This window comes from Micromonospora qiuiae (genome assembly GCF_016863555.1).
In the GTDB taxonomy this organism is placed as follows: Bacteria; Actinomycetota; Actinomycetes; order Mycobacteriales; family Micromonosporaceae; genus Micromonospora; species Micromonospora qiuiae.
This window is the reverse complement of sequence record NZ_BOPC01000036.1, coordinates 44,169-66,429: the sequence shown is the minus strand read 5'-3', so window position 1 is coordinate 66,429 and position 22,261 is coordinate 44,169. Positions and strand designations below refer to the sequence as shown.

Below are 22,261 nucleotides of genomic sequence, written 5' to 3'. Positions count from 1 at the left end.
CGAGCCCACGACCCGACCGCCCAGACACGCCGCCGAACCCACGACCCGACCGCCCGGATGTGCCCCGCCGGTCGAACCCGCGGCCCAGCCGGGAGGTGTTGGCGGCGGCCGCCGACCGGACCCTGCCGGACGTCATCGCTGCCGGGCTGGACGTGCTCTTCGTCGGGATCAACCCTGGGTTGTGGTCGGCGGCGACCGGCTGGCACTTCGCCCGTCCCGGCAACCGGTTCTGGCCGGCGCTGCACCGGGGCGGATTCACGCCGCGCCTGCTGCACCCCAGCGAGCAGGACGAGCTGCTCGGGCTGGGCCTCGGCATCACCAATCTGGTCGACCGGGCCAGCGCCCGCGCGGACGAGCTGACCGCCGCCGAGCTGGTCACGGGCGCGGAGACGTTGACCGCCAAGGTGGCCCGGCATCGGCCCCGCTGGGTGGCGGTGGTCGGGGTGACCGCGTACCGGATCGGGTTCGCCCGGCCGAAGGCCGGTTTCGGCCCGCAACCGGAACCGCTGGCCTGCGCCCGGCTCTGGGTGCTGCCCAATCCCAGCGGCCTGAACGCGCATTTCACGCCGCAGTCCCTCGGGGCCGCCTTCGCCGAACTACGCCGGGCCACCCTGTCGGGGTGAAACGCGAAGACGGCCCCGATGTGCGTACGCCGGGGCTCAGGCCGGCTGCTCCTGGGCGGCCGACGCCGCCCAGTCGATCGCGTAGCGCTGCTCAGCGCCCAGGGTCTTCTCCGGCTTCATCGCGACCTTCATCAGCAGCCGCATCATCACCGGCAGGACCACCCGCCCGACCGGCCCGGGCGCCTTGGCGTGGTTGATCCGGGCCGCGCGGGCGGCGATGCCCTCCACCCGGGCCCGGCGCAGCCGCTCGTACGCGCCGAAGGCCGCCGGTACGTCCGGCAGGTCACGCAGGCAGCGGGCGAGTTGCACGGCGCTCTCGACGGCCAGCGACGCACCCTGCCCGGAACTGTTGGACGGCGCGTGCACCGCGTCGCCGACCAGCACCATCCGACCCCGGTGCCAGTGCGGCACCGGAGGCATGATGTGCAGCGATCCGGAGACCCGCAACTCCTCCGGGTCGCTGGTACGGATCAGCGCGGCACCGGGATCGTCGTCGCCGTACACGGCCCGCAGCCGGTGCAGCCACTCGTCGGGCCGTACCGCCCTCGCCTCGGCCAGGCTCATCGGCCGGTCCTGCGGCAGGTTGGCACCCCAGCGAGTGCCGCCGCCCGGCTCCGGCCAGTAGAGGTAGTAGCCGCGCCGGCCGAAGGTGAAGGTCATCGTGCCCGGCTCGGCCGACACAGCGTGCTTTGCCACCGACTCGAATCCGAGCACGCCGGTGTACCGCGGCCCCGGCGCCTGCGGGTCGATCAGCCGCCGCACCGTGGAGTGCACCCCGTCGGCACCGATGAGGATGTCCGCGCTGGCGGCGGTCCCGTCGGCGAACTCGGCGGTGACCCCGGTCGCGGTCTCCCGCGCGGCGGCCAGCCGCTTGCCGTACGCGATGGGAACGCCCTCGGCGACCGCCCGCTGATGCAGCACCCCGCTGAGTGCGTTGCGGTGCACCACGCGCAGCGGCGGGACGCCGGTCAGGACGGGCAGGTCGACGCGGTTGGCGCCGATCGCCAGCACGGTGCGGTGGATCGGCGTTCCGATGTCGGTCACCAGTTGGTCCGCGCCCACGATCCGCAGGGCCGCGACGCCGTTGGGTGCCAGCGCCAGTGTTCCGCCGATGCCGTCGGCGGTGCTCGGGTACGCCTCGTACACGGTGGCCGCGATGCCCGCCCGTTTCAGCGCGAGCGCCGCAACCGGGCCGGCGATACCGCCGCCGATGATGATCGCTGTCCGTACGTCGGTCATTGGTTTTCTCCCAGGGAATCAGTCCGGTGCATGGCGAACCGACCTGGGTGGGAACCCGGCTATGCTCGATGGTTGCCGCCTCGTGCCGAGCGCCTACCCAGGTGCGGTATCGAGGAAAGGGCCCCGGCGCGGTGTTGGCGCACCTCGCCGGGGCCGGGTCGTCATTCCGATGGGTCGCTTGGTGTGCTGGTCCTCTCCGCGAGCGCGGTCAACTCGACCGGGATCTCCCCGGTCTCGTGGAACGCCCGCCACTGGTCGAGCCCGGGAAAGGTGCCCGAGTCGAAGTCGGCGATGACGGTACGGATCCAGGCCGCCTCGGCTTCCCGAAGCGCCAGGTCGTACTCGGACTCGATCAGGAACAGCCGGGGCACGTCGGTGGAGTGCTCGGCCAGCGCGGACCGGCCCTCGGTGATGTGCTCGACCACCTGGCTCAGCCGCTGCCGCAGCAGGTCGACGGCCTCGTCGGGATGCAGGGCGGCGAGGACCGACAGCCCGGCCCGGAACCGCGGGTACTCGGCCATCGGGGTGGCGAGCAGCTCGCGGGCCCAGTCGACCAGCTCGGCCCGGCCGGCGTCGGTGATGCGGTAGACCGTCCGCTCGGGACGCCGACCGGCGCGCACGTTCTCCACGGCCGTGATGAAGCCGTGCTTGTCGAGGTTGCCGACAACCGTGTAGAGCGATCCCCACTTGATCGGCATGTCCTGGTCCTTGCCCCAGCCGCGCAACGCCGAGGCGATCTCATAGGGATGCATCGGCCGCTGCGCCAGCACGGAGAGCACGGCCAGCGCCATCAGATTGTTGACCTTGCGCCGCTTGGTCATCCCGGCATCTCCTCGCACCCGATTACTCGCGACCGAGTATACCTCTACGAGTAGCCAGCAGACGGAGCGCCCTCGATCGGATCAGCACCGCCGGTAGCCGTCCCCGTGTCCTGGCTGGGGCGTGTCCTCAGTTGGCGGCGGCGGGCGGCAGCGCCTCGTCGGCGACGTACTCGCGGGTCGGGATGACCACCGGCTCCGGCCCGGTCGCGTCGGCGTACGGCGACGGCGAGTCGGCCACCGCGAACTGGGTGCGGTAGAGCTCGGCGTAGAGGCCGCCGACCGCGACCAGCTCGTCGTGGCGGCCCCGCTCGACGATCCGCCCCTCGTCGAGGACGAGGATCTGGTCGGCATCCCGGACGGTGGAGAGCCGGTGCGCGATGACCAGCGCCGTACGCCCGGTCAGCGCCACCGACAGCGCCCGCTGCACCGCCGCCTCACTCTCCGAGTCCAGGTGGGCGGTGGCCTCGTCGAGGATGACGATCGACGGCGCCTTGAGCAGCAGCCGGGCGATGGCGATCCGCTGCTTCTCGCCGCCGGAGAAGCGGTAGCCCCGCTCGCCGACGGTGGTGTCCAGCCCGTCGGGCAGCGATCGGACCAGGTCGGCGACCTGCGCGCCGGCGAGCGCCGCCCACAGCTCGTCGTCGGTGGCGTCCGGCTTGGCGTAGCGCAGGTTCTCCGCAATGGTCTCGTGGAACAGGTGAGAGTCCTGGGTGACCACGCCGATCTCGTCACGCAGCGAGTCGAGCGTGGCGTCCCGCACGTCCACCCCGCCGACCAGAACCTGGCCGTCGGTGACGTCGTAGATGCGGGAAATCAGCATGGAGAGCGTGGACTTGCCGGCGCCGGACGGGCCGACCAGGGCCACCATCTGCCCCGGCTCGACCCGGAACGAGACGCCCTTGAGCACCGGCTCGTTCACCGTACGGTCCAGGGCGGCGACCTCCTCCAGCGACGCGAGAGAGATCTCCGCGGCGCTGGGGTAGCGGAAGCGCACGTCGCGGAACTCCACCGTGCCGGCCTCCCGGGGCACCGGCACCGCGTCGGCCCGCTCCCTGATCGCCGGCTCCAGGTCGAGCACCTCGAAGACCCGGTCGAAGGAGACGAGCGCGCTCATCACGTCGACCCGCACGTTGCTGAGCGCGGTGAGCGGGCCGTAGAGCCGGGTGAGCAGCAGGGCCAGGGTGACCACCGTGCCGGCGCTGACGTCGCCGGTCACCGCCAGCCAACCGCCGAGCCCGTAGGTGAGGGCCTGAGCCAGCGAGGCCACCAGCAGCATCGCCACGAAGAACGTCCGCGAGTACATCGCGGAGGTGATGCCGATGTCGCGTACCCGCTCGGCGCGGGCGGCGAACCGGGCCGCCTCCGCGTCCGGCCGGCCGAAGAGCTTCACCAGCAGCGCGCCGGCGACCCCGAACCGCTCGGTCATGGTCGCGTTCATCTTGGCGTCGAGGTTGTACGACTCGCGTGTGATCTCGGCCAGCCGCCGGCCGACCCGCCGCGCCGGGATGATGAACACCGGCAGCAGCACCAGCGACAGCGCGGTGATCTGCCAGGAGAGGGTGAGCATCACCGCGGCGGTGAGCACCAGTTGGATCACGTTGCTGACCACGCCGGACAGCGTCGAGGTGAAGGCCCGCTGAGCACCGAGCACGTCGTTGTTGAGCCGGCTGACCAGCGCACCGGTCTGGGTGCGGGTGAAGAACTGCAGCGGCATCCGCTGCACGTGATCGTAGACCCGGGTGCGCAGGTCGAGGATGATGCCCTCGCCGATGCGCGCCGAATACCACCGTTGGGCCAGCGAGAGCAGTGCGTCCGCGACCGCAAGCGCGGCGATGAACAGGGCGAGCCGGATCACCAGCGCGCCGGCCTCGGGGCCGCCCCGGGTGATCGCGTCGATGACGTCACCGGCCAGCAGCGGGGTGGCCACCCCGATCACCGCGGCGACGATCACCGTGATCAGGAAGACGATGATGTCGCGCCGGTAGGGCCGGGCGAACGCCACGACGCGGCGAGCGACTCCGCGCTGCAACCGGTGGGTGGAAATCTCGTCGCGGCTGCGCATCGACCGGAGCATGCTCCAACCGCCCATGCCGCCGGCGGTCATGTGGTTGGACACCGTCACCTCCGGGTGGTCGTGCTCAGCACGCCGTCGAGCCAATTCTCCCGATGCCTACGACAACCTCGCGAGTAATCAGGTTCTTCCCGAACGGTCCTTACCACTACTCCCCGCGCCCGACGAGGTCGCGCAGTCGCCGCGCCTGCGCCTCACGCTCGGCCCGCTGCTGCTCGGCCTGGGTCCGCCCGGCCGCGCCGGCGAGCAGCGCCTTGATCTCCACCACGGCGTTCCGGTCGTTGGCGAGCAGCCCCGCGGCGAGGTCCCGCACCGCGTCGTCCAGCTCAACCTCTGGTACGACCAGCGTGGCCAGACCGATCCGGTCCGCCTCGGCGGCGCCCAGCCGCCGGCCGGTGGCGCAGATCTCCAGCGCCCGGGAATAGCCGACCAGCTCGACCAGGCGTCGGGTGCCGGCCAGGTCCGGCACCAGACCCAGGGTGACCTCGGCCATGGACAGCTTCACGTCCTCGGCCAGCACCCGCAGGTCGCAGGCGAGCGCCAGCTGAAAGCCGGCGCCGATGGCGTGCCCTCGCACGGCGGCGATGGAGATGATGTCCGGCCGGTGCAGCCAGGTGAAAGCGCCCTGGAACTCGGCGATCCGGTCGGCGCAGTCCGCCTCGGACAGGGCGGACAGCTCGGCGAAGGAACCAGGCCCGGAGGCACCCGCGACCGACAGGTCGAGACCAGCGGAGAACGCCCGCCCCTCGCCCCGGACGATCACGACGCGTACGTCACCGGGCAGGTCACGGGAGAAGTCACTCATCGCGCGCCACATCGTCGGGGTCTGCGCGTTGAGCACGTCGGGCCGGCACAGGGTGACAGTGGCTACCGGCCCGTCGCATTTTAGTCGGACCCCGGTCGCCTCGGCAGTCACCAGGCGGCCCGGGTCGCGGTTGTGGTGAGCAACGCTGACCGACGCGTCACGCCTTCTTGCGGCGCCGAGCGCCGCCGCGCTGCCGTAGTTGCACCCCGGACTCGGTGAGCACCCGGTGGATAAAACCGTAGGAGCGGCCGGTCGAGGCCGCGAGGGCCCGGATGCTCTCTCCCCCGGTGTACCGCTTGACCAGGTCCTTGGCGAGCGTCTGGCGCTCGGCTCCGACGATCCGGCGACCCTTCTCAGTGCTGGTGGCTGTGCCCGTGGCTGCCATGCTGTGTCCTCACGTCCCAGACTGTGCGGTTCGGATACGGTCCCACCTATTAGACCGCCTCGAACGATCATGCGCCAGATATCAACTATTCGCCAACCGACACGCTATGCAATGTCAGCTTCCCGATAGGTGATGGCCCCGACCCGGTCCGCCCCGATTTGGCCCGGCAGACCGACGTCGGGCCCGAGCGCACTGCGCGATGGCCCCGTCCCCCTCCGGCAGCGGCCGGCCCCGCCCACCGTACGACGCCGGTCGGGCAACGCATCGACCGACGTAGCCGGTAGCCTGCCTGCCGTGCTCGACCTGATCGGCACCGCGGCCGCAGCCGCCGTGGTATTCGCCGCCACCGACATCGACGACATCGTCATCCTGACGCTGTTCTTCATCACCGCCCGCACCGCTGGCCGCCCCAGGGCATGGCAGATCGTCGCTGGCCAGTACCTCGGCATCGGGGCACTCGTGCTACTCAGCGCCGTGGTCGCGGCCGGGCTGTTGGTGGTGCCCGACGAGTGGACCGGCCTGCTCGGGCTGCTGCCGATCGCCCTCGGCGTACGCGCACTGCTGCACCGCGACGACGAGGAGGCACCGCCAGTGGTCGCCGGCACCCTCGGCGTGGCCGGCGTGACAGTGGCCAACGGCGCCGACAACGTGGCCGTCTACGTGCCCGTGTTCCGTACGCTCGACCCCGCCTACACGGCCGTCTTCGTACTGGCCTTCGTGGTGCTCATCGCGGTGTGGTGTGCGGCCGGCGCCTGGCTCGGCGGACGCCCGGCGGTGACCCGGCTGGTCGAACGCGCCGGCCGGTGGCTGGTCCCGGCGGTCTTCGTCGCCATCGGAGTGGTCATCCTGGCCACCTCCGGCGTCGTCGGCCATCTGCTCGACCTGGCCCGCTGATCGCGTCGGCGCTTCGTGTTAAAAGGGGCCCCTTCCTCTACCGCAGGCGTTAAAAAGGTGCCCTTCCTTGCACCTCAGGCGAGTTCGACGAGTTCTAGGAGGTCGTCGCTCCAGGCGTCCTCGTCGCCGTCGGGCAGCAGGATGGCGCGGTCGGGCTTCAGAGCGGTGACCGCGCCGGGGTCGTGGGTGACCAGCACGATCGCCCCGGGGTAGCGGGCGATGGCGTCGAGCACCTGCTCGCGGCTGACCGGGTCGAGGTTGTTGGTCGGCTCGTCGAGCAGCAGCACGTTGGCGCCGGAGCAGACCAGGGTGGCCAGGGCCAGCCGGGTCTTCTCCCCGCCGGAGAGCACCCCGGCCGGCTTGTCGACGTCCTCGCCGGAGAAGAGGAACGCGCCCAGGATCTTGCGCAGCTCGGTGTCGGTCTGCTCGATCGCCGCGGCCCGCATGTTCTCCAGCACGGTCCGCTCCACGTCGAGCGTCTCGTGCTCCTGGGCGTAGTAGCCCAACCGCAGCCCGTGGCCGGAGTGCACCTCGCCGGTGTCCGGCTCCAGCAGGCCGCCGAGCATCCGCAGCAGCGTCGTCTTGCCGGCGCCGTTGAGGCCGAGGATGGCGACCCGCGAGCCGCGGTCCACCGCCACGCTGACGTCGGTGAAGATCTCCAACGAGCCGTACGACTTCGACAGGCCGGTCGCGGTCAGTGGGGTCTTGCCGCACGGGGCCGGGGCGGGGAAGCGCACCTTGGCCACCTTGTCGGCGACGCGTACCTCCTCCAGGCCGGACATCAGCCGCTCGGCCCGGCGGGCCATGTTCTGCGCGGCGACGGTCTTGGTGGCCTTGGCCCGCATCTTGTCGGCCTGGGCCATCAGCGCGCCGGCCTTCTTCTCGGCGTTGGCCCGCTCCCGGCGGCGGCGCCGCTCGTCGGTCTCCCGCGCCTCCAGGTACGCCTTCCAGCCGAGGTTGTAGACGTCGACCACCGACCGGGTGGCGTCGAGGAACCAGACCTTGTTGACCACCGACTCCAGCAGGTCGCCGTCGTGGGAGATCACGATCAACCCGCCCTTGTGGTTGGCGAGGAAGCCGCGCAGCCAGGTGATCGAGTCGGCGTCGAGGTGGTTGGTGGGCTCGTCGAGCAGCAGGATGCCGCCACCGTCGTCGGCAGCGTCGCGGAACAGGATCCGGGCCAGCTCGATGCGTCGGCGCTGACCGCCGGAGAGGGTGCCGATGGTCTGGGCCAGGGCCCGGTCGGGCAGCCCCAGGTTGGCGCAGATCCGGGCCGCCTCGGCCTCGGCGGCGTACCCACCGAGCGCGGCGAACTGGTCCTCCAGCGCGCCGTAGCGGCGGACCAGTTTCTCGTCCCCGCCGTCGGCGAGTCGCTGCTCCAGCTCCTTCATCTGCGTCATCAGGACGTCCAGGCCACGGGCGGAGAGCACTCGGTCCCGGCCGGTGACGTCCAGGTCGCCGGTACGCGGGTCCTGCGGGAGGTAACCGACGGCGCTGCGTCGGTCGACCTGCCCGGCGTACGGCTGTCCCTCGCCGGCGAGCACCTTCAGCGTGGTGGTCTTGCCGGCGCCGTTGCGGCCGACCAGGCCGATCCGGTCACCCGGCTGCACCCGCAGCGTGGTGTCGGACAGCAGGATCCGGGCGCCGGCGCGCAGTTCCAGGCCGGTGGCAGTGATCATCTCGGGGTACTCGCTCTCAGGATCCGAAGGGCTGACTCAGGGCACACGAAAGCGCCGGCGGGTCATGGATCGACCCGTCGGCGCGGGGCGTTCAGCCTTCGCAGCGCAGCACCCGGCAAGTGTACCGGGACCCGGTGAACACTCCTCGGGGATTACCAACCAAGATCGTCGGGTACCGGAATCGCCATCCGGAGCGGTAGCGGCCCGCGAGCCACTGACTGATCGGGGTCATCATGGAGCTGAACGAGAACGCGCGGATCGACACCAGCCAGGTCCAGGACCGGCGAGGTAGCGGCGGAGGCGGCGGTGGGCTGGGCATCCCGATCCCGATCCCGATCGGCGGCGGGCGCGGCGGCATCGTCGGGATCATCATCGCCGTGCTGGTGGCCCTGGTCGGCGGCGGATTCGGCCTGAACGCCATGACCGGCGACGAACAGGGCGACAACACCGCCCTGGAGCAACGCTGCGCGGCCCCGGACGCGCTGAAGCAGTTGGACTGCCGCAACACGCTCTACGTCAACTCGATCCAGGCGTACTGGCGCACCGCCCTGCCGCAGGCCCTCGGCGAGCAGTACCGCCCGACCCGTACCGTCTTCTTCAGCCAGGCCGTCAACACCGCCTGCGGCGCCGCCGACTCCGGCGTCGGCCCGTTCTACTGCCCGGCGGACTCGCTGGTCTACATCGACCTGTCGTTCTACCAGGTGCTAGCCCAGCAACTTGGTGCCTCCGGCGAGTTCGCCCAGCCGTACGTGCTGGCCCACGAGTACGGCCACCACGTGCAGAACCTGCTCGGCACCAACGAGCAGGTCCGCCGCCAGCAGCAGCGCGACCCGGGCAACGCCAACGCCCTGTCGGTGCGCCTGGAGTTGCAGGCCGACTGCTATGCCGGCGCGTGGGCGCGCAACGCCACCGGCACCGCCGACAGCAGCGGCCAGAAGATCTTCAAGAGCATCACGGAGCGGGACATCGCCGAGGCCATCGACACCGCCGAGGCGATCGGCGACGACGCCATCTCCAAGCGGGCCAACCGCCCGATCAACCCCGACGAGTTCACCCACGGCTCGTCGGCCGACCGCAAGCGCTGGTTCAACCGGGGCTACGAAACCGGCGATCCGGCCTCCTGCGACACCTTCAGCGGCGCCGCCTGAGGTGTAAGGAAGGGCCCCTTATTAACGCCTACGGTAGAGAAGGGAACCCTTCTCACCGGCACGTGTTAGGCACCTGACAAAAGTCTTGTCGCTAACAGGAGATTCCCTGAGCACCCCAACACCCGACATGCCGCAACCCGCGCCGCTCACACCCCCAGGCACCGCGTCCCCGGCACAGCGCCCACCTCGCCCCGATATGTCCCGAAAGTCACCACCACTGCAGTGAATCTTGGACCCGGAAGGCCCCTCTGGGGGCAGGAAGTGTCCAAGATTGGTGGGTGGATCAACGAGGGCTGCCAACGCGGCTGTACAAAATGCAAGAACCAGCCTCCTTATATTTTCAGGCTTCCTCCATTCAACGCAGCATCACCCACGCCTCCGCCGCCCTGCTGAATGATGCCTGCGCCAGGAGACCGTGTCGCATCCCGGAGGCACTGGGCCGCGCCGTCAGTTGGCCGAGTCGCGGTCGGGTTCCCGCACCAGCACGTGTACGGCCCGGGCGGCGGCGACCGCGGCGACCAGCACCGCGTACCGGGGTTCCGGCACGTCGAGCAGTCGGTCGGCCCGCAGCGCGGCCAACGGGGCGAGTCGCCGATCGGCGAGGATTCCGTCCACCGCCCGCCGGTCGCCGCCAGCGACCACCGCATCCAAACGGTCGACCTCCGGAAGCAGGAGCCGCACCGCGAGGTCCGCCGCCTCGGCCAGCGCCGCCTTCGCCTGGTTCTCCCGCCGCCGCGCGAAGCGCTGCTGCGACCAACCACCCGCAGCGGTACGCCCCTGCACGTAACGGGTGTCCACCTTGTGCACCGGCAGCCGCTCCCCCTCGGCGATGCCCAGCGCCACCGCGCCCTTGCGCGCCAGCAGCAGACCGATCCGGCGGGGCGCGGTGACAGCGGCCACGAACGCATCCACGTTAACGGTGGTCGCCGGTGCACCCGGTGGGGTGTGCAACTCGGCGGTGGCACCGTCCGGAGCCGACAGCAGCAGGCCGTACCCCTGGAGGCTCGTCGTGGGCGGACCGTGCCGGTCGGTGAAGCCGGCGACCCAGCGGGCGATGCGGGCCGGGTCGACCTCGACCCACCGGCCACCCCCGGCGGCAGGTCGGCTGCTCATGACCTGACCGTACGGCACGGGAGATCACCACCGCCCGGCGGGAGAGGTGCGATGTCGTGCCTGGCTACCTCGAAATCACCTGACGATGTCGGCGCAGCAGATACCAGAACAAGTGCAGCGACGAGCGCCGGGGACTCGAGAGAGCCGTTCAGCCGTCACCACAACTGCCGTCACAGTTCCCGGATGGCTTTCTCGACCAACTGACGGCGGAGTCGGTGAAAGGGTTCGTGCTGTGGGTACACCCCATTCCGGTCCTGAAGGACGAGATCCTGAAATCCGGCCATGCCACCTTGATACATGACCAGGATTTCCCGCAGGACTGACACTCGTCGAGCCCTGTCCGTTCCTGCCTCTTCGAGTCTCAGCGCGAGGTTGGCCAGGATCGGTGACCAGTCGGCCCCTGAAGGCGCCGCGCCGGCCAACCGGACATCTCCTGCAAATGCTCCTCACTCTGTCACCTCCAGGGGGCACGGCGGAGCTTCGTCATGCCGCAGTCTGTCATCCCTACTGTCGATTCGGTGCCCGCGCCACTGGACGTGTCGTTCACGCCTTCGTGTCGCGATCTGCTGGAGTTGTTACTGGCATGTCTGGAGGCCGTTGCGGGCAGGGGCGTGATCATCCGGTCACGGTCGTCCTGACGCCACGTCACCGACAACACCAGCGGAAACAGTCCGCAGCCGCGCAACTCGCCATCACCAGCCGCATCCCCGACCAGGCCAGCCCAGCAGAACTGGCCGCCTACAACCGCGGTCACTGGGCCATCGAAACCCTGCACTTCATCCGCGACACCTGCTACCGAGAAGACCAATCAACAGTGCCCACCCGATCCGGACCCCGCGTCCTGGCCTCACTCCGCAACCTCGCCATCAACGCCCTACGCCTGGCCGGCCGACCCGACATCACCGAAGCCACCCGCTGGGCCGCCCGCAACATGACCAGACCATTCACCATCCTCGACCTCACGACGTGATCATGAAACGGCCGTGCCTACATGGTGGGGTTGCCGGACGTCGTCCGGCAACCCCACCATGTGCGGATGTCGCAAACTATTTCGTGGGAGTTGAACCGAATCTCAAGCGGCTGAGATTGTCGGCGTACACAAAACCCCTGCCGTCGGGCGAGAAGCTAGGGTGGTAGGCCTCCTTCCCAGCTACGACTTGTGACATCTGTCCGCTGGCGACGTCCACAGTCCAAACCCCGCTAGCTTCGCCTCGGGAGTGAATCGCTGCGATTACGGTTTGGCCATCCGGAGACGCCGCAAGATCAGCAATGCCCGGAATCTTGGCCACGGACCTAGCTGAATCGACTCTTAAATCCCACAGCACGAGTTGCCAGCTGAATCCTTCCAGCGCATCCGACGTCTGGACCGGCAGCTTGCCGAGAGAATCCGGCGCAACCAGGAAGAACAACCTGTCATCAGAAACCACAGGCGACCGCACCCAGGCTACTGCGCCACAGTCATGGTCCCCACCGCTAATATTGAACTTCTTCCCGTCTACCGTGATCTTGGAACCGAAGTCCGTTAACTTGCCGGCGACGAGAGGTTGAATTGCTATGCCGCATCCTCGTGGCACCTCAGCATAGCCCGTCGCTTCATCGTCGCTGAGTGCCACATCGCCGAGAAATGGGACTGAGGAACGGGGATCGAGCTGCTCCTTCTCATCCGAGTAGCTGAGGAGTTCCGTCCGAGTGCCGGAGTCGCACTCCACCGCCACCCCCAACCCTCCTGCAGGCGATTGGTAGAGGAAGCTAAAAGCGCCACCTAGGCAGACCGTTCCGGCCGCAGTCTGATCCAGGACGATCTCGCCAGATCCATTCCCTGACTGCTCTCGCCATAGTTGCCTTCCTTCGGAAGACACCTCACGCAAGTAATACACCCATCCGCTGTTCGACCAGACGGGGCTCGAGACCGTCACGTACTGCACCGAATGTGAGACCCATTGGCATCCGCTGGCCATTGCAATCATCAGCAGGGCCAATGGCCCAGTAACCAGGACCGGCCAATTCCGAATCGATTTTCTCCGCCGTTTCCACTCAATCACCCGCACGTCTCACTTCCCCGGCTCAATCATGACGAGCCACCCGTCACGGGTACATACCGAGATGTAGGAGGCTGCTCCACGCTTAGGTACTCCGGGACCACGACCGGGAGCGCTTCCGCCCACCATCAACATCAGCCTATCTTCCAACGCCTTTTCATGCTCAGCAGTCGCGCCGATACCGGTAGCGGCGACGTGCCAAGGCCGAACATCTACGCCGATGCGGGCACCGACCGAATTGTTATGCAGATCGGCGTTGGAGTCTGGCGATCCAGGAAGCTCTCCTGGCGTGTCAGTGTCCTCTTCATGCGCGACACCGAGCTCAATCGCCTGGTCATACGTAAAGCCATGAACCGTCATCAGTCCCATCCAATAAGAATGACGGAAGGCATTACGGCGACCCGTTGACCAACGGAACTGATCAGCGAGGCGATTCGACACGCTGAGGGCTTTTTGCTGGATCACAATCCCTCTCGCACAGGCAAGCAGACCCATGTCCAAGCACCATCTTGCCTGGTGGTAGCCGAGGGAGCTACCGGTAAACCCGTCCTTGGAATTGGCACCCGATCCCGGACCACTACTACCTTTGCCCTTTCCCTTACTAAGCGCGGTAGCGGGAGTGGGCGTCGTCTTCCTGCTTACCTTCACCGGCTGCCCCGTGACCTTCACCTTGCTCTTTCCCGAGGAGGTTTTGGTGACGTAGGCGCGGCGGTTCTGGCCGCCTCCTTCTTCGAAGTAGAGGCCGGTGGGGTCGCTGTAGGTAGCCGGGGAGTTGTTGGCGTAGGCATACCCGTGCATCTGTTGCGGGTTGGCGAGGTCCATGATCGGGTCGACCGAGATGAACCGGCCGATGAAGGAATCGTATTCTCGTGCGCCGATGTGGATCAGGCCGCTGGGATCTTTGGTGCCGCCGACGAATCCCTTGTCCATCAGGGACGGCCAGGTGCCGGATTCACTACCACGGGTGTCGCCGTAGGGCAAGGTGCGGCGTTTGGCAACGGCCAGAGTGGTGGCGTTGATGCTCACCTCGGCGGTGCCGTGGTGATCACCCACGATCCAGTGCAGGCTGCTACTGGTCCGCATCGCGATCGTGGCACCGGCATGGCTGTAGTAGCGGGTCGCGGTCTTAGCTGCGGTGGAATTGGTGTAACGCACCTCCAGACCACCGGGCAGGTAGAGCGTTCTGCCAGTGGCCTCGGTCCGGGTCAGGCGGTTGCCATCGGCATCGTAACGGAAACTGGTAGTGGCACCCCCTTCGGTGATGCTGTCCACACGCCCTTCCGGATTCCAGGCCAAGGTTTGGGTGACACCGCTGGCCGTCGGCCGGGTGACAGTGTTACCGGCGTTGTCGTAGCCATAGTTGCGGCTCCAGGAGGCATTACCGGTGACGGTGACGTTGGTGACCGAATGCGGGCGGGCCGACCCGGCCGCAGGGTGGGTGTAGGTGTAGAGGGTGTTAGTCGCCGCGTGCCGGGTCTCAGTCAGCCGGTTACCGGTGACATCGAAAGTCCAGGAGTGCCAGTACGCCGCCGGACCACCAAGCCCACCAACCGTCGGGCTCGCAGCACAGTCACCGGAGTTCGGCGTCCAGGCCCGAGTCAAGCGGCGTAGATAGTCATAGGCGTAGCACTGCGTGTCCGCCGCCTGCCCCTGCGGCTGCTCCCTGATCCTGGTGACATTCCCGGCTGGGTCGTAGTCGTACGTCCAATTCGCCGCCTCCGGCTTCAGTTCCGGCACCACATTGGTGCCCTTCAACCGGCGGGTCGGCTCGTCGTAATCAGAGACGACCGCCACCCGGTAGCCGTACGCACCGAACTCCCGCCCGGTCAGCTGCCCCAGCTTGTTGTAGGTCACCGCCTCATATATCTGCACCGGCGACAGCAGCCCACCCTCATCATCAACGTCGTTGTAGCCATAGTTCAGTCGCTCGGATGGCAGATCCGCCGCAGCTGGCAAGGTCACCTGATGGACCTTACCGTTGACCCGGTAGGTAGTGGTCGTGGTGTACGTGCAGGTGTTCGGCGCCGCCGCCGCGCACAACTGCGATTCCGACGACGGCACCACCAGTGACGTGGAGGTGGGCCGACCGGACGTATCATATGAGTCGGTCCGGTTGATCCACGCCTGACCACCGATGTAACGAGTCGCCGAAGTTAGCTTGCCCTTGCCGTTGGGCAGCGTGTCGTACACCCACTCGGCCCGCTTCGCCCCCGTCGGGCTGCCGTCACGCAGGCTGATCTTCCGACCCAACTCGTCGTACGTGTAGGCGGTGGTGGCAGTTCCGGTTCCCAACGGCGCGGTGCTCGTGAGCACATTACCCGCCGCGTCATAGGTGGAGATCGTCGTGCCCTTGTCCGGATCGATCGACTGGATCTCCCTGCCACGCAGGTCGTAGTTGTACGACCAGGTGTTGCCCGCCGGGTCCCGCACGGTCTTCTGCTGCCCGAGCAGGGTGTAGGTGTACTGCGTCTCGTCGAACTTGGCCGGGTCGGTCGAGCCCACGTCGGCACGGTTCTTGTACTGCCGCAGCCTGACGACCTGGCCCTTGACGTCGGTGATCGTGGTGCTGGCGGTGCCACCCGCCGGTGGGGTGACGTGGGTCCGGTCCCCGCCGTAGCTGATCGTCGTGCGCCACTTCTCCACCCCGAGTGCCTTGAGGATCTCCGTTGTCTGCCGGCCAGCCCCGTCGTACACGTTCTGCGTAATCGACGGGATCTGCCCCTGCGGAGTACCGAGCGTCGTCGAGGGCGCCCCGTTGGTTGTGTCATAGTACGGCTGCGACGTCCACTCCACCTCACCGCGCGTGTTGTGGAACGTCTCGGTCAGCAGCCGTCCGCCCCCCGTGGCCTGAATCTGGGTCTGCCGCGCACGCAGGAAGCCGTCGAACAACTCCACGGACTTACGGTAGTTGCTGCCGGTGACCAGCAGCGTCTCGGTGGTGACCGCAGTCGGTCCGCGACTGTTACGCACCAGGTAGCTGATCTTCATGCTCGGAGTCTGGGTGGCCTTGTTCCGCCCGGGCTGCCACACGTCGGTCAGGCGTCCCAGCCCATCGTACGTCTGGTCAGTTACCGCTCCGTTCGGGTCGGTGACCTTCGTGGGCTGTTCCCACGCTGGCTCCCACAAGGTGGTCGTCGCGTGCTGGAGTGGGTTGGTCACCACTGTCTGGGTGACCAGTCCCCCGTTGCTGGTGGTGTAGACGGTGCTGGTGGTGTGGCCCCGGGCATCGGTCGTGGAGATAACACGGCCGTTGGCGTCATAAGTGTTCGACGCGGTGCGCACATATACCGGGGCCGAACCACTAAACCTTTCCAGTTCCTCGGTACGGACGGCGTTTCCCTTGGTCGGAGCCGCACCGAACGACGAGTCGTTGATGTAACTGTCGTAGAACGACCGCTCCCGTTTCAGGACGGTGGCGGGTGCTGCCGGCGTGGCCGCGTCAGCGCACTTCACCGACAGCACCTCAGTCTGGCTGACCCGGTCGATCATCCAGATGCCGTCGTTGCGGGCATAGCTGATCCGGGTGCACGTCTCATCCCCACTTATGGCCTCATCACCGGAATCATCAACCGCCGCCGGTAGGCCGTCCGAGTTATATGTAGTGGCGGCTTTGGTAGTGCGGAATCCGCCACTGGCCAGTGCAGTGCGGCTACGAGTCGAGGCCGTGTCAACCTTCCATGCGTTGGTGGTCACCCCACTACGCGTGCGCGTCGCGGTCGGTCCTAACCTCCACGGTTCATTGAGCGTCGAGGACACCTCCGCGCCGCCAACGCCGTTGTAGGTGATCTCCTGCCGTACGAAGCCCTGCAACGACTCATGATCGGTGATCGATCCACCCCAGGTGTCCGACACCTGCACGCTGCGGGTGCCGCTGGGCTGCTTGTCACCATGCATGCCGCGCAGGTAGCGGTACTCGACCGCGGTCTGCACGCCGTTGGTCGGGTCGCCCTGGCGCACCCGCACCCGGCCGTAACCGCGCCACTCACCCCAGGTGCGGTGCTTGTCCTTGGTCAGCTCATCGGTGTTGTACGCCCACGCTGGGTTGTCCAGGTAGTCGTAGAACGTGGTCTGGTTCGGCTGGTCGGTGACCAGGTCGTCCTGGTCCACACGAGTGACCACGTACTTGTGGAACCAGTCGAGTGTCGGGTCACCACTGCCCGGCCAGGAGAAGTACGCAGGCATGCACCGCTTGGTGTTCGAATGCGGCGTCGGCAGGCTGCTGCGGGTGCAGTCGTGGCCGGAGTAGGTGATTAGGATGTCGCCACCGGACTCGGTGCGGATCTGCTTGATCCGCCACCGGTTCAACTCGGTGCGTTGATCCGAGGGGCCGTCAACCCGGTTCGCCAACGGCTCTGCTCCCGGGTTGAACGTGATCTCCGGGTCGGAGACGATCGCACCGCCGGCGGTGGTCACATGGCCGGTCCGGGTCACGCCACGCAGCCACATCGGGGTGCCCTCACCGGTGCCGGCATTGATGAACTCATGCCGCAACGCCCAGGACTCTACATCCCGATACGACGAGGTACCGTTGCGCAGCTGGGCGGTGACCTTGGTCAGCCGCCGCGCGGACCAGAACGTCGGCGACACCATCTCGGTGCAGGGCGACGCCTTGCAGTACTGGTCCCACGGGGTGTCCGGCCACGAGGCCGGCTTCGGGTCCGACGTCCACGCCGCCCCCGTCCAGCAGTTTGACAGGCACCGCTCCTTGGTCTCGAAGACCACCCGCAGCGGCGCCGCAGCGCTGTACTCGGAGCCCTCACGCATCCCGTACTCGATGCGCTCCAGGTAACCACCCCGGTCGTAGGTGGTCCGCTGGCTCGGTGTCAGGTTGCGCCCGTACGCCCCGGTCTCCTTATTGTAGAAGTAGGCCAGGGAGTTGTCGTTCGGGTCGACCACGTAGTCGAGGTTCCACCGCCACGCCTGATCGCAGCGGGCGTTGGCGAACGTCGAGTTGTAGCACGGCTCGCCGGAGTCGTTGCCGTACACCGGCGCCGTCCACGTCGAGTTGGTCACTGGATTGCCAGACGACCAGCCCGGCAGCTTGTGGTAGCCGAAGTAGTACTGGACCCCGTCGGTGGTAGTCAGCTTCCAGTACTCGTTGTCGTTGTCCCCGTTGTCCCGCCCCGAGTCGGTGAGCCGCTCGATCTTGGTGCCGTCGTCGTCCTTCAGCCGCCACACCGAACCGTCACGGATCAGCTCGCCTGCCCGGCCATTCAAGGACAGGGTCGCGTTGTCGTTGAACCAGCACAGATCGCCGGTTTTGTGACCGGGATTGTCGTCCGCGCAAGAGGCGTAGCGCCGCTCGATGAAGCCCGGCCAGGAGGCCCAGCCGTCACCAACCCAACCACCCTGGTTGTTCGACATGGCCGTCAGACCGTCCACGCTGCCTGACGAGTAGGCAAGGCTCACGTTGGGCTCGGGGCCACCCAGCGCAGGAGGCATCCGCATCTCGTAGGACCAGGAGAAGTCACCGGTCTGGCTCGACACGTCCCAGGTGCCGGCCGGCGACAGATCCGTCGCCTTGTAGTCGCCGTTGTCGCCGCCCGGGTCCGCCTGCGCGGCCAGCACCGTCATCGTCTCGCCCGACAGGCTCACCTCCGCCGACAGCGTCGATGCCTGAGGGTTGTTGACCGTCGGTACCGGCGTGAAAATTTGGCACTCCGGCAGCTGTGGCGTGGTCAAAGCACAGGCGGGACGTTGCACCAACCGCAACCGCGACGCCCAGTCCCCACCGAAGGCGTGCGCGAATCCCGAATAGTCCAATCCGACGGTCACTCGACCGGCACCTGAATTGCCATCCGAGCGGGCCAGGCTCAACAGCACTCCCTGGACCCCGGCCCGCGCCGTGGCCGTCCGGTCGAACACCCGCACCGACACGGCATCCGGCCCGGCCACGCCCCGTGCGCTGAACCCTTCCGGTTCCACCGCGGCCACCGTCACCGGCAGACTGCCGGCCCGAGCCACACCGGCCATCTTCGGGCGGGCTGTCGCCGTACCCGCCGCCGGCCACACCACCGGCCGCGGACCACGCACCACCCTCGATTCCGCCGAGAACGCGGCCCGCGAGTTCTCCGGCTTGGCGTCGGTGACCTTGAGCCCAATGACCTCGCCCGGCTTCGGCGGCTCCCACGTCGGCGCCGCCTCGGCCACCGAAGGCTGCTCGAACAACGTTACTGCCAACACCAGCGCCAGCGGAGCAGCCAACAATCGCAACCGATGCTCCGTACCGATCTTCGCCTTCACTCGCCGCGACGGATTGTCGACTTCAACGCTCATGGCATTGCTCCCCACGTTGCTTGCCAAGAAAGAGATGGAACGGGATGAACCGCGTGGTGCTCACTGGATGGCTTGTTCGCAGATCTCCAACGCCGACAACGTCCGCTGGAAGGCGTAAACGTCGTCAATCTCTCCACGCCAGCGGTTCGCGGCCGAACCCGACGACTGCGCTCGGCCGATCGCGAACGGCCCGGTCGCCGACCACGTCCCGGTGAAGGCCGTCTCGGCGGTCTCGCCACCGCAGCTGACCGGATCACCCATCACATACGCACGGATCCTGTTTGCAGCCGCGTCGTACACCCCGGCCAGGTGCACCCACATCCCCTCGGTCGGTAGTCCCCAGGCGGATCCATCCGTACAGGCGCTCGTCGAGTCGCCACCGTCGATCGGCCGCATGGCGAAGCACCAGCCACCCGCACCGCCGTTGACGTCCTTGTTGTACATGAGCTGGAAGCGACTGGCCGTCGCACCGTCCTGGCTCAGCACCACCTGATAGTCGTGCGCGGCCAGGTCCGACGCGCGGACCCACGCCATCACCGTGAAGCTCTTGGTGGTGTCCAACACCGGCCCGCTCGTGGCGATCTCACCACCGGCACCGCTGAACGAGGCGGCGTTGCCCAGATAGCCCGGCACGAACGACACCGACCCCGACACCGTTCCCGGCGACAGGTCGCTACCGCCCGACCCCGAGTCCGCCGCCGTACCGCCCGATGTCTCGTCGAGCTTCCAGCGGGCGTACTTGTTCGGCACCGGCGACACCCAGAACTGGTGCAGGTAGGTCTGGCTGGTGTTGCCGGCGATGTCCTTGGCCACCACACTCAGCGTGCTGACCATGTCCTTCGTCGGGTTGTGCGTCACCGACGCCGTCTTTGGATTCGTACCCGACGCGGCGACGGTCGTCGCCGATCCGCTGTTCACCGACCAGGTGAATTCCGCGACATCCGACCCGCCGGTCAGCCCAAACGTTCCTGAGGTGCCCAGCACAGCACCCCATTCCCGCAGCGGGTACTGCGTCGACGACACCGACGACACCACCGGCGGTGACGTGTCCACACTCACCGTCTGCCACGTCGACCAGCCGCCCGTCAGCTTGTTCTCATCCGTGGAGCGCGCTCGCCAGTAGTACGTCGACCCGTTGGCCAACCCGGACGGCACCCGCCACCTCGCCGTACCCGGCGCCGCCGTCTTCACCGGCGCCGATGAATTGCCCGCCACCAACGTCGCCGACGCCGACGCCGACGTACGCACCTCGAACGTCGTCTGCAGATTTCCGTTGTACGGATCCGACACACTCGCCACCAACGTCGGGGTCGTCGTCCGCACCACCGCCGGCGACGTGCACGCCTTGTAACAATCCGTCGTCGCCGAGAACGCCTGCCCCACCGGAGGGTTCGGCTTCCGGTCGTACGTCACGATCAGGTACGTCTTGTTGGTGTAGAACTTTTTCCACCGGCCCTGCGAGGACTCGTAATCGCCGTCGGCGTTGCAGGCACACAGGCCGACCGTGTAGGTCGTCGCGTTGGCCCGTGCCCGCGCCTGCACGTCGTTCTTCATGGTGGTGCTCTCGAACACCGCATCTGCGTCCGGTTGGGTCTTGCCGCAACCACCCGCCTCGTTGGCGTTACCTGACCACGACGTCAACCGGTACGACGACGGCAGCGGCCGCGTCGACCAGTTCATCCGGCCGCCGCTGGAAACCGTGATCCCGTCCGTGTTCGTGCGGTACAGATGCACCGCCGTCGGATCACACGACCACGAGTGATCCAGCACCATCGTCACCTTCGCCGACAGAACCACAGTCTCAGCGTGCCGCAACGACGAGATGTTGAAGTCGAAGAACGACCGGTACAGCACACCGTCGTAGGAGTTGCGCCCAACCCAGGCACGGTTTCCCACGTCCCAGTTCTTGTTGGCGTTGTTCGCGTAGGCCCACTTCGACCGCAACCCGTTGAACGGCGGGTCCACGAACACCGGCCACGTAACCTCCGGATCGTCCAGCATGGCCTCGTCCACGAACACGGTCAGGTCGTTCTCAGAGACCCCGACGGCCACATCCGTACGCTTCGACGTGACCCCCGGCTCCGCGCCGGTCGCCGGCTCAGCCTGTTCCCGATCACCACCGCGTGACGCCTCAACCTCACCAGCGATGGCAGGGTCCAGCGACGAATCCCACATCGACGCCGCGTAAGTGGTCGCCACGGTCTCTCCAGCGGGTTCGACCAGCCGCAGCCCACCATCTGCAATCGGCTCAACCTGCACGTCCCCGCCCATCACATACTGCAGCTGGCGCACCTGGGGATTCGCCGCCGCCGGACTCGAAATCTCCACCGAGTGTGTGAATCCCTCCAGCAGCGCGGTGACGTGCAGGTTCACCCCGGGCAGCACGTCGTCATACACGGCCGTGGCACCTACCAGTCGTGGCACCGGCAGCGCCCCTAACGGCCATGACAGGGTGAACGCTGCTCCGCCAACCTGCCATGTCGCCATCGGTCCCGACCCGCCCGCCGAGAACCTGACATCCGCCAGCGTTGCCGCCGGCACCACCGAATCACCCACCACCGACAGGGTCGGATCGATAGCAGCCCACGAGCCGTCAGTCCGGCGCATCCGCTGCGGCACCGCCGCCACCGTCAGCGTCTGCGTACCCGACGGCTCCACCATCACCTGCTCGAACTCGGTCCGCTCGCTCAACGCCTCCACGGCCACACCGCACTCGGCGGCCAAAGCGGCCGCAGCCGCCTCGTCAGCAGCCACCGTCACCGAGCAATCCGGATCAGCGGTGGCCGCGATAGCGACTTCGGACCCACCAGCCACCACACCAAGCCCTGACCCGACCAATGCGACCGCCACCGCGACCGCCATCCGGCGCGATCGTCCGGGCCATGCTTGAACAGCCGAAGACCACACATGATTGACCAAAGGAGCGCCCTCCCCCGCGAGAAATGATCACCACCCTCGCTTGCGTATTTCGATTCGTCAACCTCATCGGGCGGGCATCTGCGGCATTCGATCAACACTGTCAGGAAGATCGCGTTTACAGCTCGTGATCAAAGCCGATCATCTCGTCCTTCCGGCGTCGCAGCCCGGAGGCACTGGGCCGCGCGTCAGCCGGCCGAGTCCCCGTCGGGTTCTCGCACCAACACGTGTACAGCCCGGGCGGCGGCGACC

The 22,261-nt window shown here is 67.6% G+C and carries 15 protein-coding genes; 4 read left to right on the top strand and 11 right to left on the bottom strand.

Features of this window, described 5'->3' with window-relative positions; all coding sequences use genetic code 11:
- Positions 1 to 59 precede the first annotated feature (59 nt).
- Complete coding sequence (gene mug / locus Vqi01_RS14200) at positions 60 to 623, top strand: G/U mismatch-specific DNA glycosylase (RefSeq protein ID WP_204035253.1); 564 nt, start codon at positions 60 to 62, stop codon at positions 621 to 623.
- A gap of 36 nt (positions 624 to 659) precedes the next feature.
- Here mug and Vqi01_RS14195 read toward each other — a convergent pair whose 3' ends face one another.
- The 5 genes from Vqi01_RS14195 to Vqi01_RS14175 form a co-directional block, all read right to left on the bottom strand.
- Positions 660 to 1,862, bottom strand: a complete 1,203-nt coding sequence (locus Vqi01_RS14195) for an FAD-dependent oxidoreductase (RefSeq protein WP_204035252.1) — start codon at positions 1,860 to 1,862, stop codon at positions 660 to 662.
- A 161-nt stretch (positions 1,863 to 2,023) separates the two neighbouring features.
- Positions 2,024 to 2,683 carry a PadR family transcriptional regulator gene (locus Vqi01_RS14190; protein WP_204035251.1) on the bottom strand — a complete coding sequence of 220 codons (660 nt, stop codon included), beginning with the start codon at positions 2,681 to 2,683 and terminating at the stop codon, positions 2,024 to 2,026.
- A 127-nt stretch (positions 2,684 to 2,810) separates the two neighbouring features.
- Positions 2,811 to 4,787 carry an ABC transporter ATP-binding protein gene (locus tag Vqi01_RS14185; RefSeq protein ID WP_204035272.1) on the bottom strand — a complete coding sequence of 659 codons (1,977 nt, stop codon included), beginning with the start codon at positions 4,785 to 4,787 and terminating at the stop codon, positions 2,811 to 2,813.
- A gap of 115 nt (positions 4,788 to 4,902) precedes the next feature.
- Positions 4,903 to 5,670 (bottom strand): enoyl-CoA hydratase/isomerase family protein, encoded by a 768-nt coding sequence (locus Vqi01_RS14180; protein ID WP_204035250.1) that lies wholly within the window; start codon positions 5,668 to 5,670, stop codon positions 4,903 to 4,905.
- Between the two features lie 46 nt (positions 5,671 to 5,716).
- On the bottom strand, positions 5,717 to 5,944 hold the full coding sequence (locus Vqi01_RS14175; protein ID WP_007072022.1) for a helix-turn-helix domain-containing protein: 228 nt from the start codon (positions 5,942 to 5,944) through the stop codon (positions 5,717 to 5,719).
- 294 nt (positions 5,945 to 6,238) lie between these two features.
- Between Vqi01_RS14175 and Vqi01_RS14170 the strand changes: the two genes are divergently transcribed.
- Positions 6,239 to 6,838, top strand: coding sequence for a cadmium resistance transporter (locus tag Vqi01_RS14170; protein WP_239098390.1), 600 nt, complete (start codon positions 6,239 to 6,241; stop codon positions 6,836 to 6,838).
- 74 nt (positions 6,839 to 6,912) lie between these two features.
- Here the strand turns inward: Vqi01_RS14170 and Vqi01_RS14165 are convergent, their stop codons facing one another.
- Positions 6,913 to 8,517 carry an ABC-F family ATP-binding cassette domain-containing protein gene (locus Vqi01_RS14165; protein ID WP_204035249.1) on the bottom strand — a complete coding sequence of 535 codons (1,605 nt, stop codon included), beginning with the start codon at positions 8,515 to 8,517 and terminating at the stop codon, positions 6,913 to 6,915.
- A 233-nt stretch (positions 8,518 to 8,750) separates the two neighbouring features.
- Between Vqi01_RS14165 and ypfJ the strand changes: the two genes are divergently transcribed.
- The gene (gene ypfJ / locus Vqi01_RS14160) at positions 8,751 to 9,665 is read left to right on the top strand and encodes a KPN_02809 family neutral zinc metallopeptidase (RefSeq protein WP_204035248.1); all 915 of its coding nucleotides are present in this window, start codon (positions 8,751 to 8,753) and stop codon (positions 9,663 to 9,665) included.
- Between the two features lie 447 nt (positions 9,666 to 10,112).
- Here ypfJ and Vqi01_RS14155 read toward each other — a convergent pair whose 3' ends face one another.
- Positions 10,113 to 10,778, bottom strand: coding sequence for an acVLRF1 family peptidyl-tRNA hydrolase (locus Vqi01_RS14155; protein ID WP_204035247.1), 666 nt, complete (start codon positions 10,776 to 10,778; stop codon positions 10,113 to 10,115).
- A 170-nt stretch (positions 10,779 to 10,948) separates the two neighbouring features.
- Complete coding sequence (locus Vqi01_RS31595) at positions 10,949 to 11,200, bottom strand: DUF6966 domain-containing protein (protein ID WP_372444357.1); 252 nt, start codon at positions 11,198 to 11,200, stop codon at positions 10,949 to 10,951.
- A 161-nt stretch (positions 11,201 to 11,361) separates the two neighbouring features.
- On the opposite strand from Vqi01_RS31595, the gene Vqi01_RS14150 reads away from it, so the two are divergent.
- Positions 11,362 to 11,748, top strand: coding sequence for a hypothetical protein (locus Vqi01_RS14150; RefSeq protein ID WP_204035246.1), 387 nt, complete (start codon positions 11,362 to 11,364; stop codon positions 11,746 to 11,748).
- A 76-nt stretch (positions 11,749 to 11,824) separates the two neighbouring features.
- Here the strand turns inward: Vqi01_RS14150 and Vqi01_RS14145 are convergent, their stop codons facing one another.
- From Vqi01_RS14145 to Vqi01_RS14135, 3 genes are all read right to left on the bottom strand, one after another.
- The gene (locus tag Vqi01_RS14145; RefSeq protein WP_204035245.1) at positions 11,825 to 12,493 is read right to left on the bottom strand and encodes a TolB family protein; all 669 of its coding nucleotides are present in this window, start codon (positions 12,491 to 12,493) and stop codon (positions 11,825 to 11,827) included.
- 336 nt (positions 12,494 to 12,829) lie between these two features.
- A complete protein-coding gene (locus Vqi01_RS14140) occupies positions 12,830 to 19,120 on the bottom strand; it encodes an RHS repeat domain-containing protein (protein WP_239098389.1) in 6,291 nt (2,096 codons plus the stop codon).
- Positions 19,121 to 19,153: 33 nt separating this feature from the next.
- Positions 19,154 to 21,853, bottom strand: a complete 2,700-nt coding sequence (locus tag Vqi01_RS14135) for a LamG-like jellyroll fold domain-containing protein (protein ID WP_239098388.1) — start codon at positions 21,851 to 21,853, stop codon at positions 19,154 to 19,156.
- Positions 21,854 to 22,261: the final 408 nt, after the last annotated feature.

Excerpts from the sequence above, each read along its gene's own strand:
- Vqi01_RS14190 (WP_204035251.1), bottom strand. The coding sequence starts at position 2,683 with ATGACCAAGCGGCGCAAGGTCAACAATCTGATGGCGCTGGCCGTGCTC.
- Vqi01_RS14155 (WP_204035247.1), bottom strand. The coding sequence starts at position 10,778 with ATGAGCAGCCGACCTGCCGCCGGGGGTGGCCGGTGGGTCGAGGTCGAC.
- Vqi01_RS14175 (WP_007072022.1), bottom strand. The coding sequence starts at position 5,944 with ATGGCAGCCACGGGCACAGCCACCAGCACTGAGAAGGGTCGCCGGATC.
- Vqi01_RS14195 (WP_204035252.1), bottom strand. The coding sequence starts at position 1,862 with ATGACCGACGTACGGACAGCGATCATCATCGGCGGCGGTATCGCCGGC.
- ypfJ (WP_204035248.1), top strand. The coding sequence starts at position 8,751 with ATGGAGCTGAACGAGAACGCGCGGATCGACACCAGCCAGGTCCAGGAC.
- Vqi01_RS14165 (WP_204035249.1), bottom strand. The coding sequence starts at position 8,517 with ATGATCACTGCCACCGGCCTGGAACTGCGCGCCGGCGCCCGGATCCTG.
- Vqi01_RS14185 (WP_204035272.1), bottom strand. The coding sequence starts at position 4,787 with ATGACCGCCGGCGGCATGGGCGGTTGGAGCATGCTCCGGTCGATGCGC.
- Vqi01_RS14150 (WP_204035246.1), top strand. The coding sequence starts at position 11,362 with ATGTCTGGAGGCCGTTGCGGGCAGGGGCGTGATCATCCGGTCACGGTC.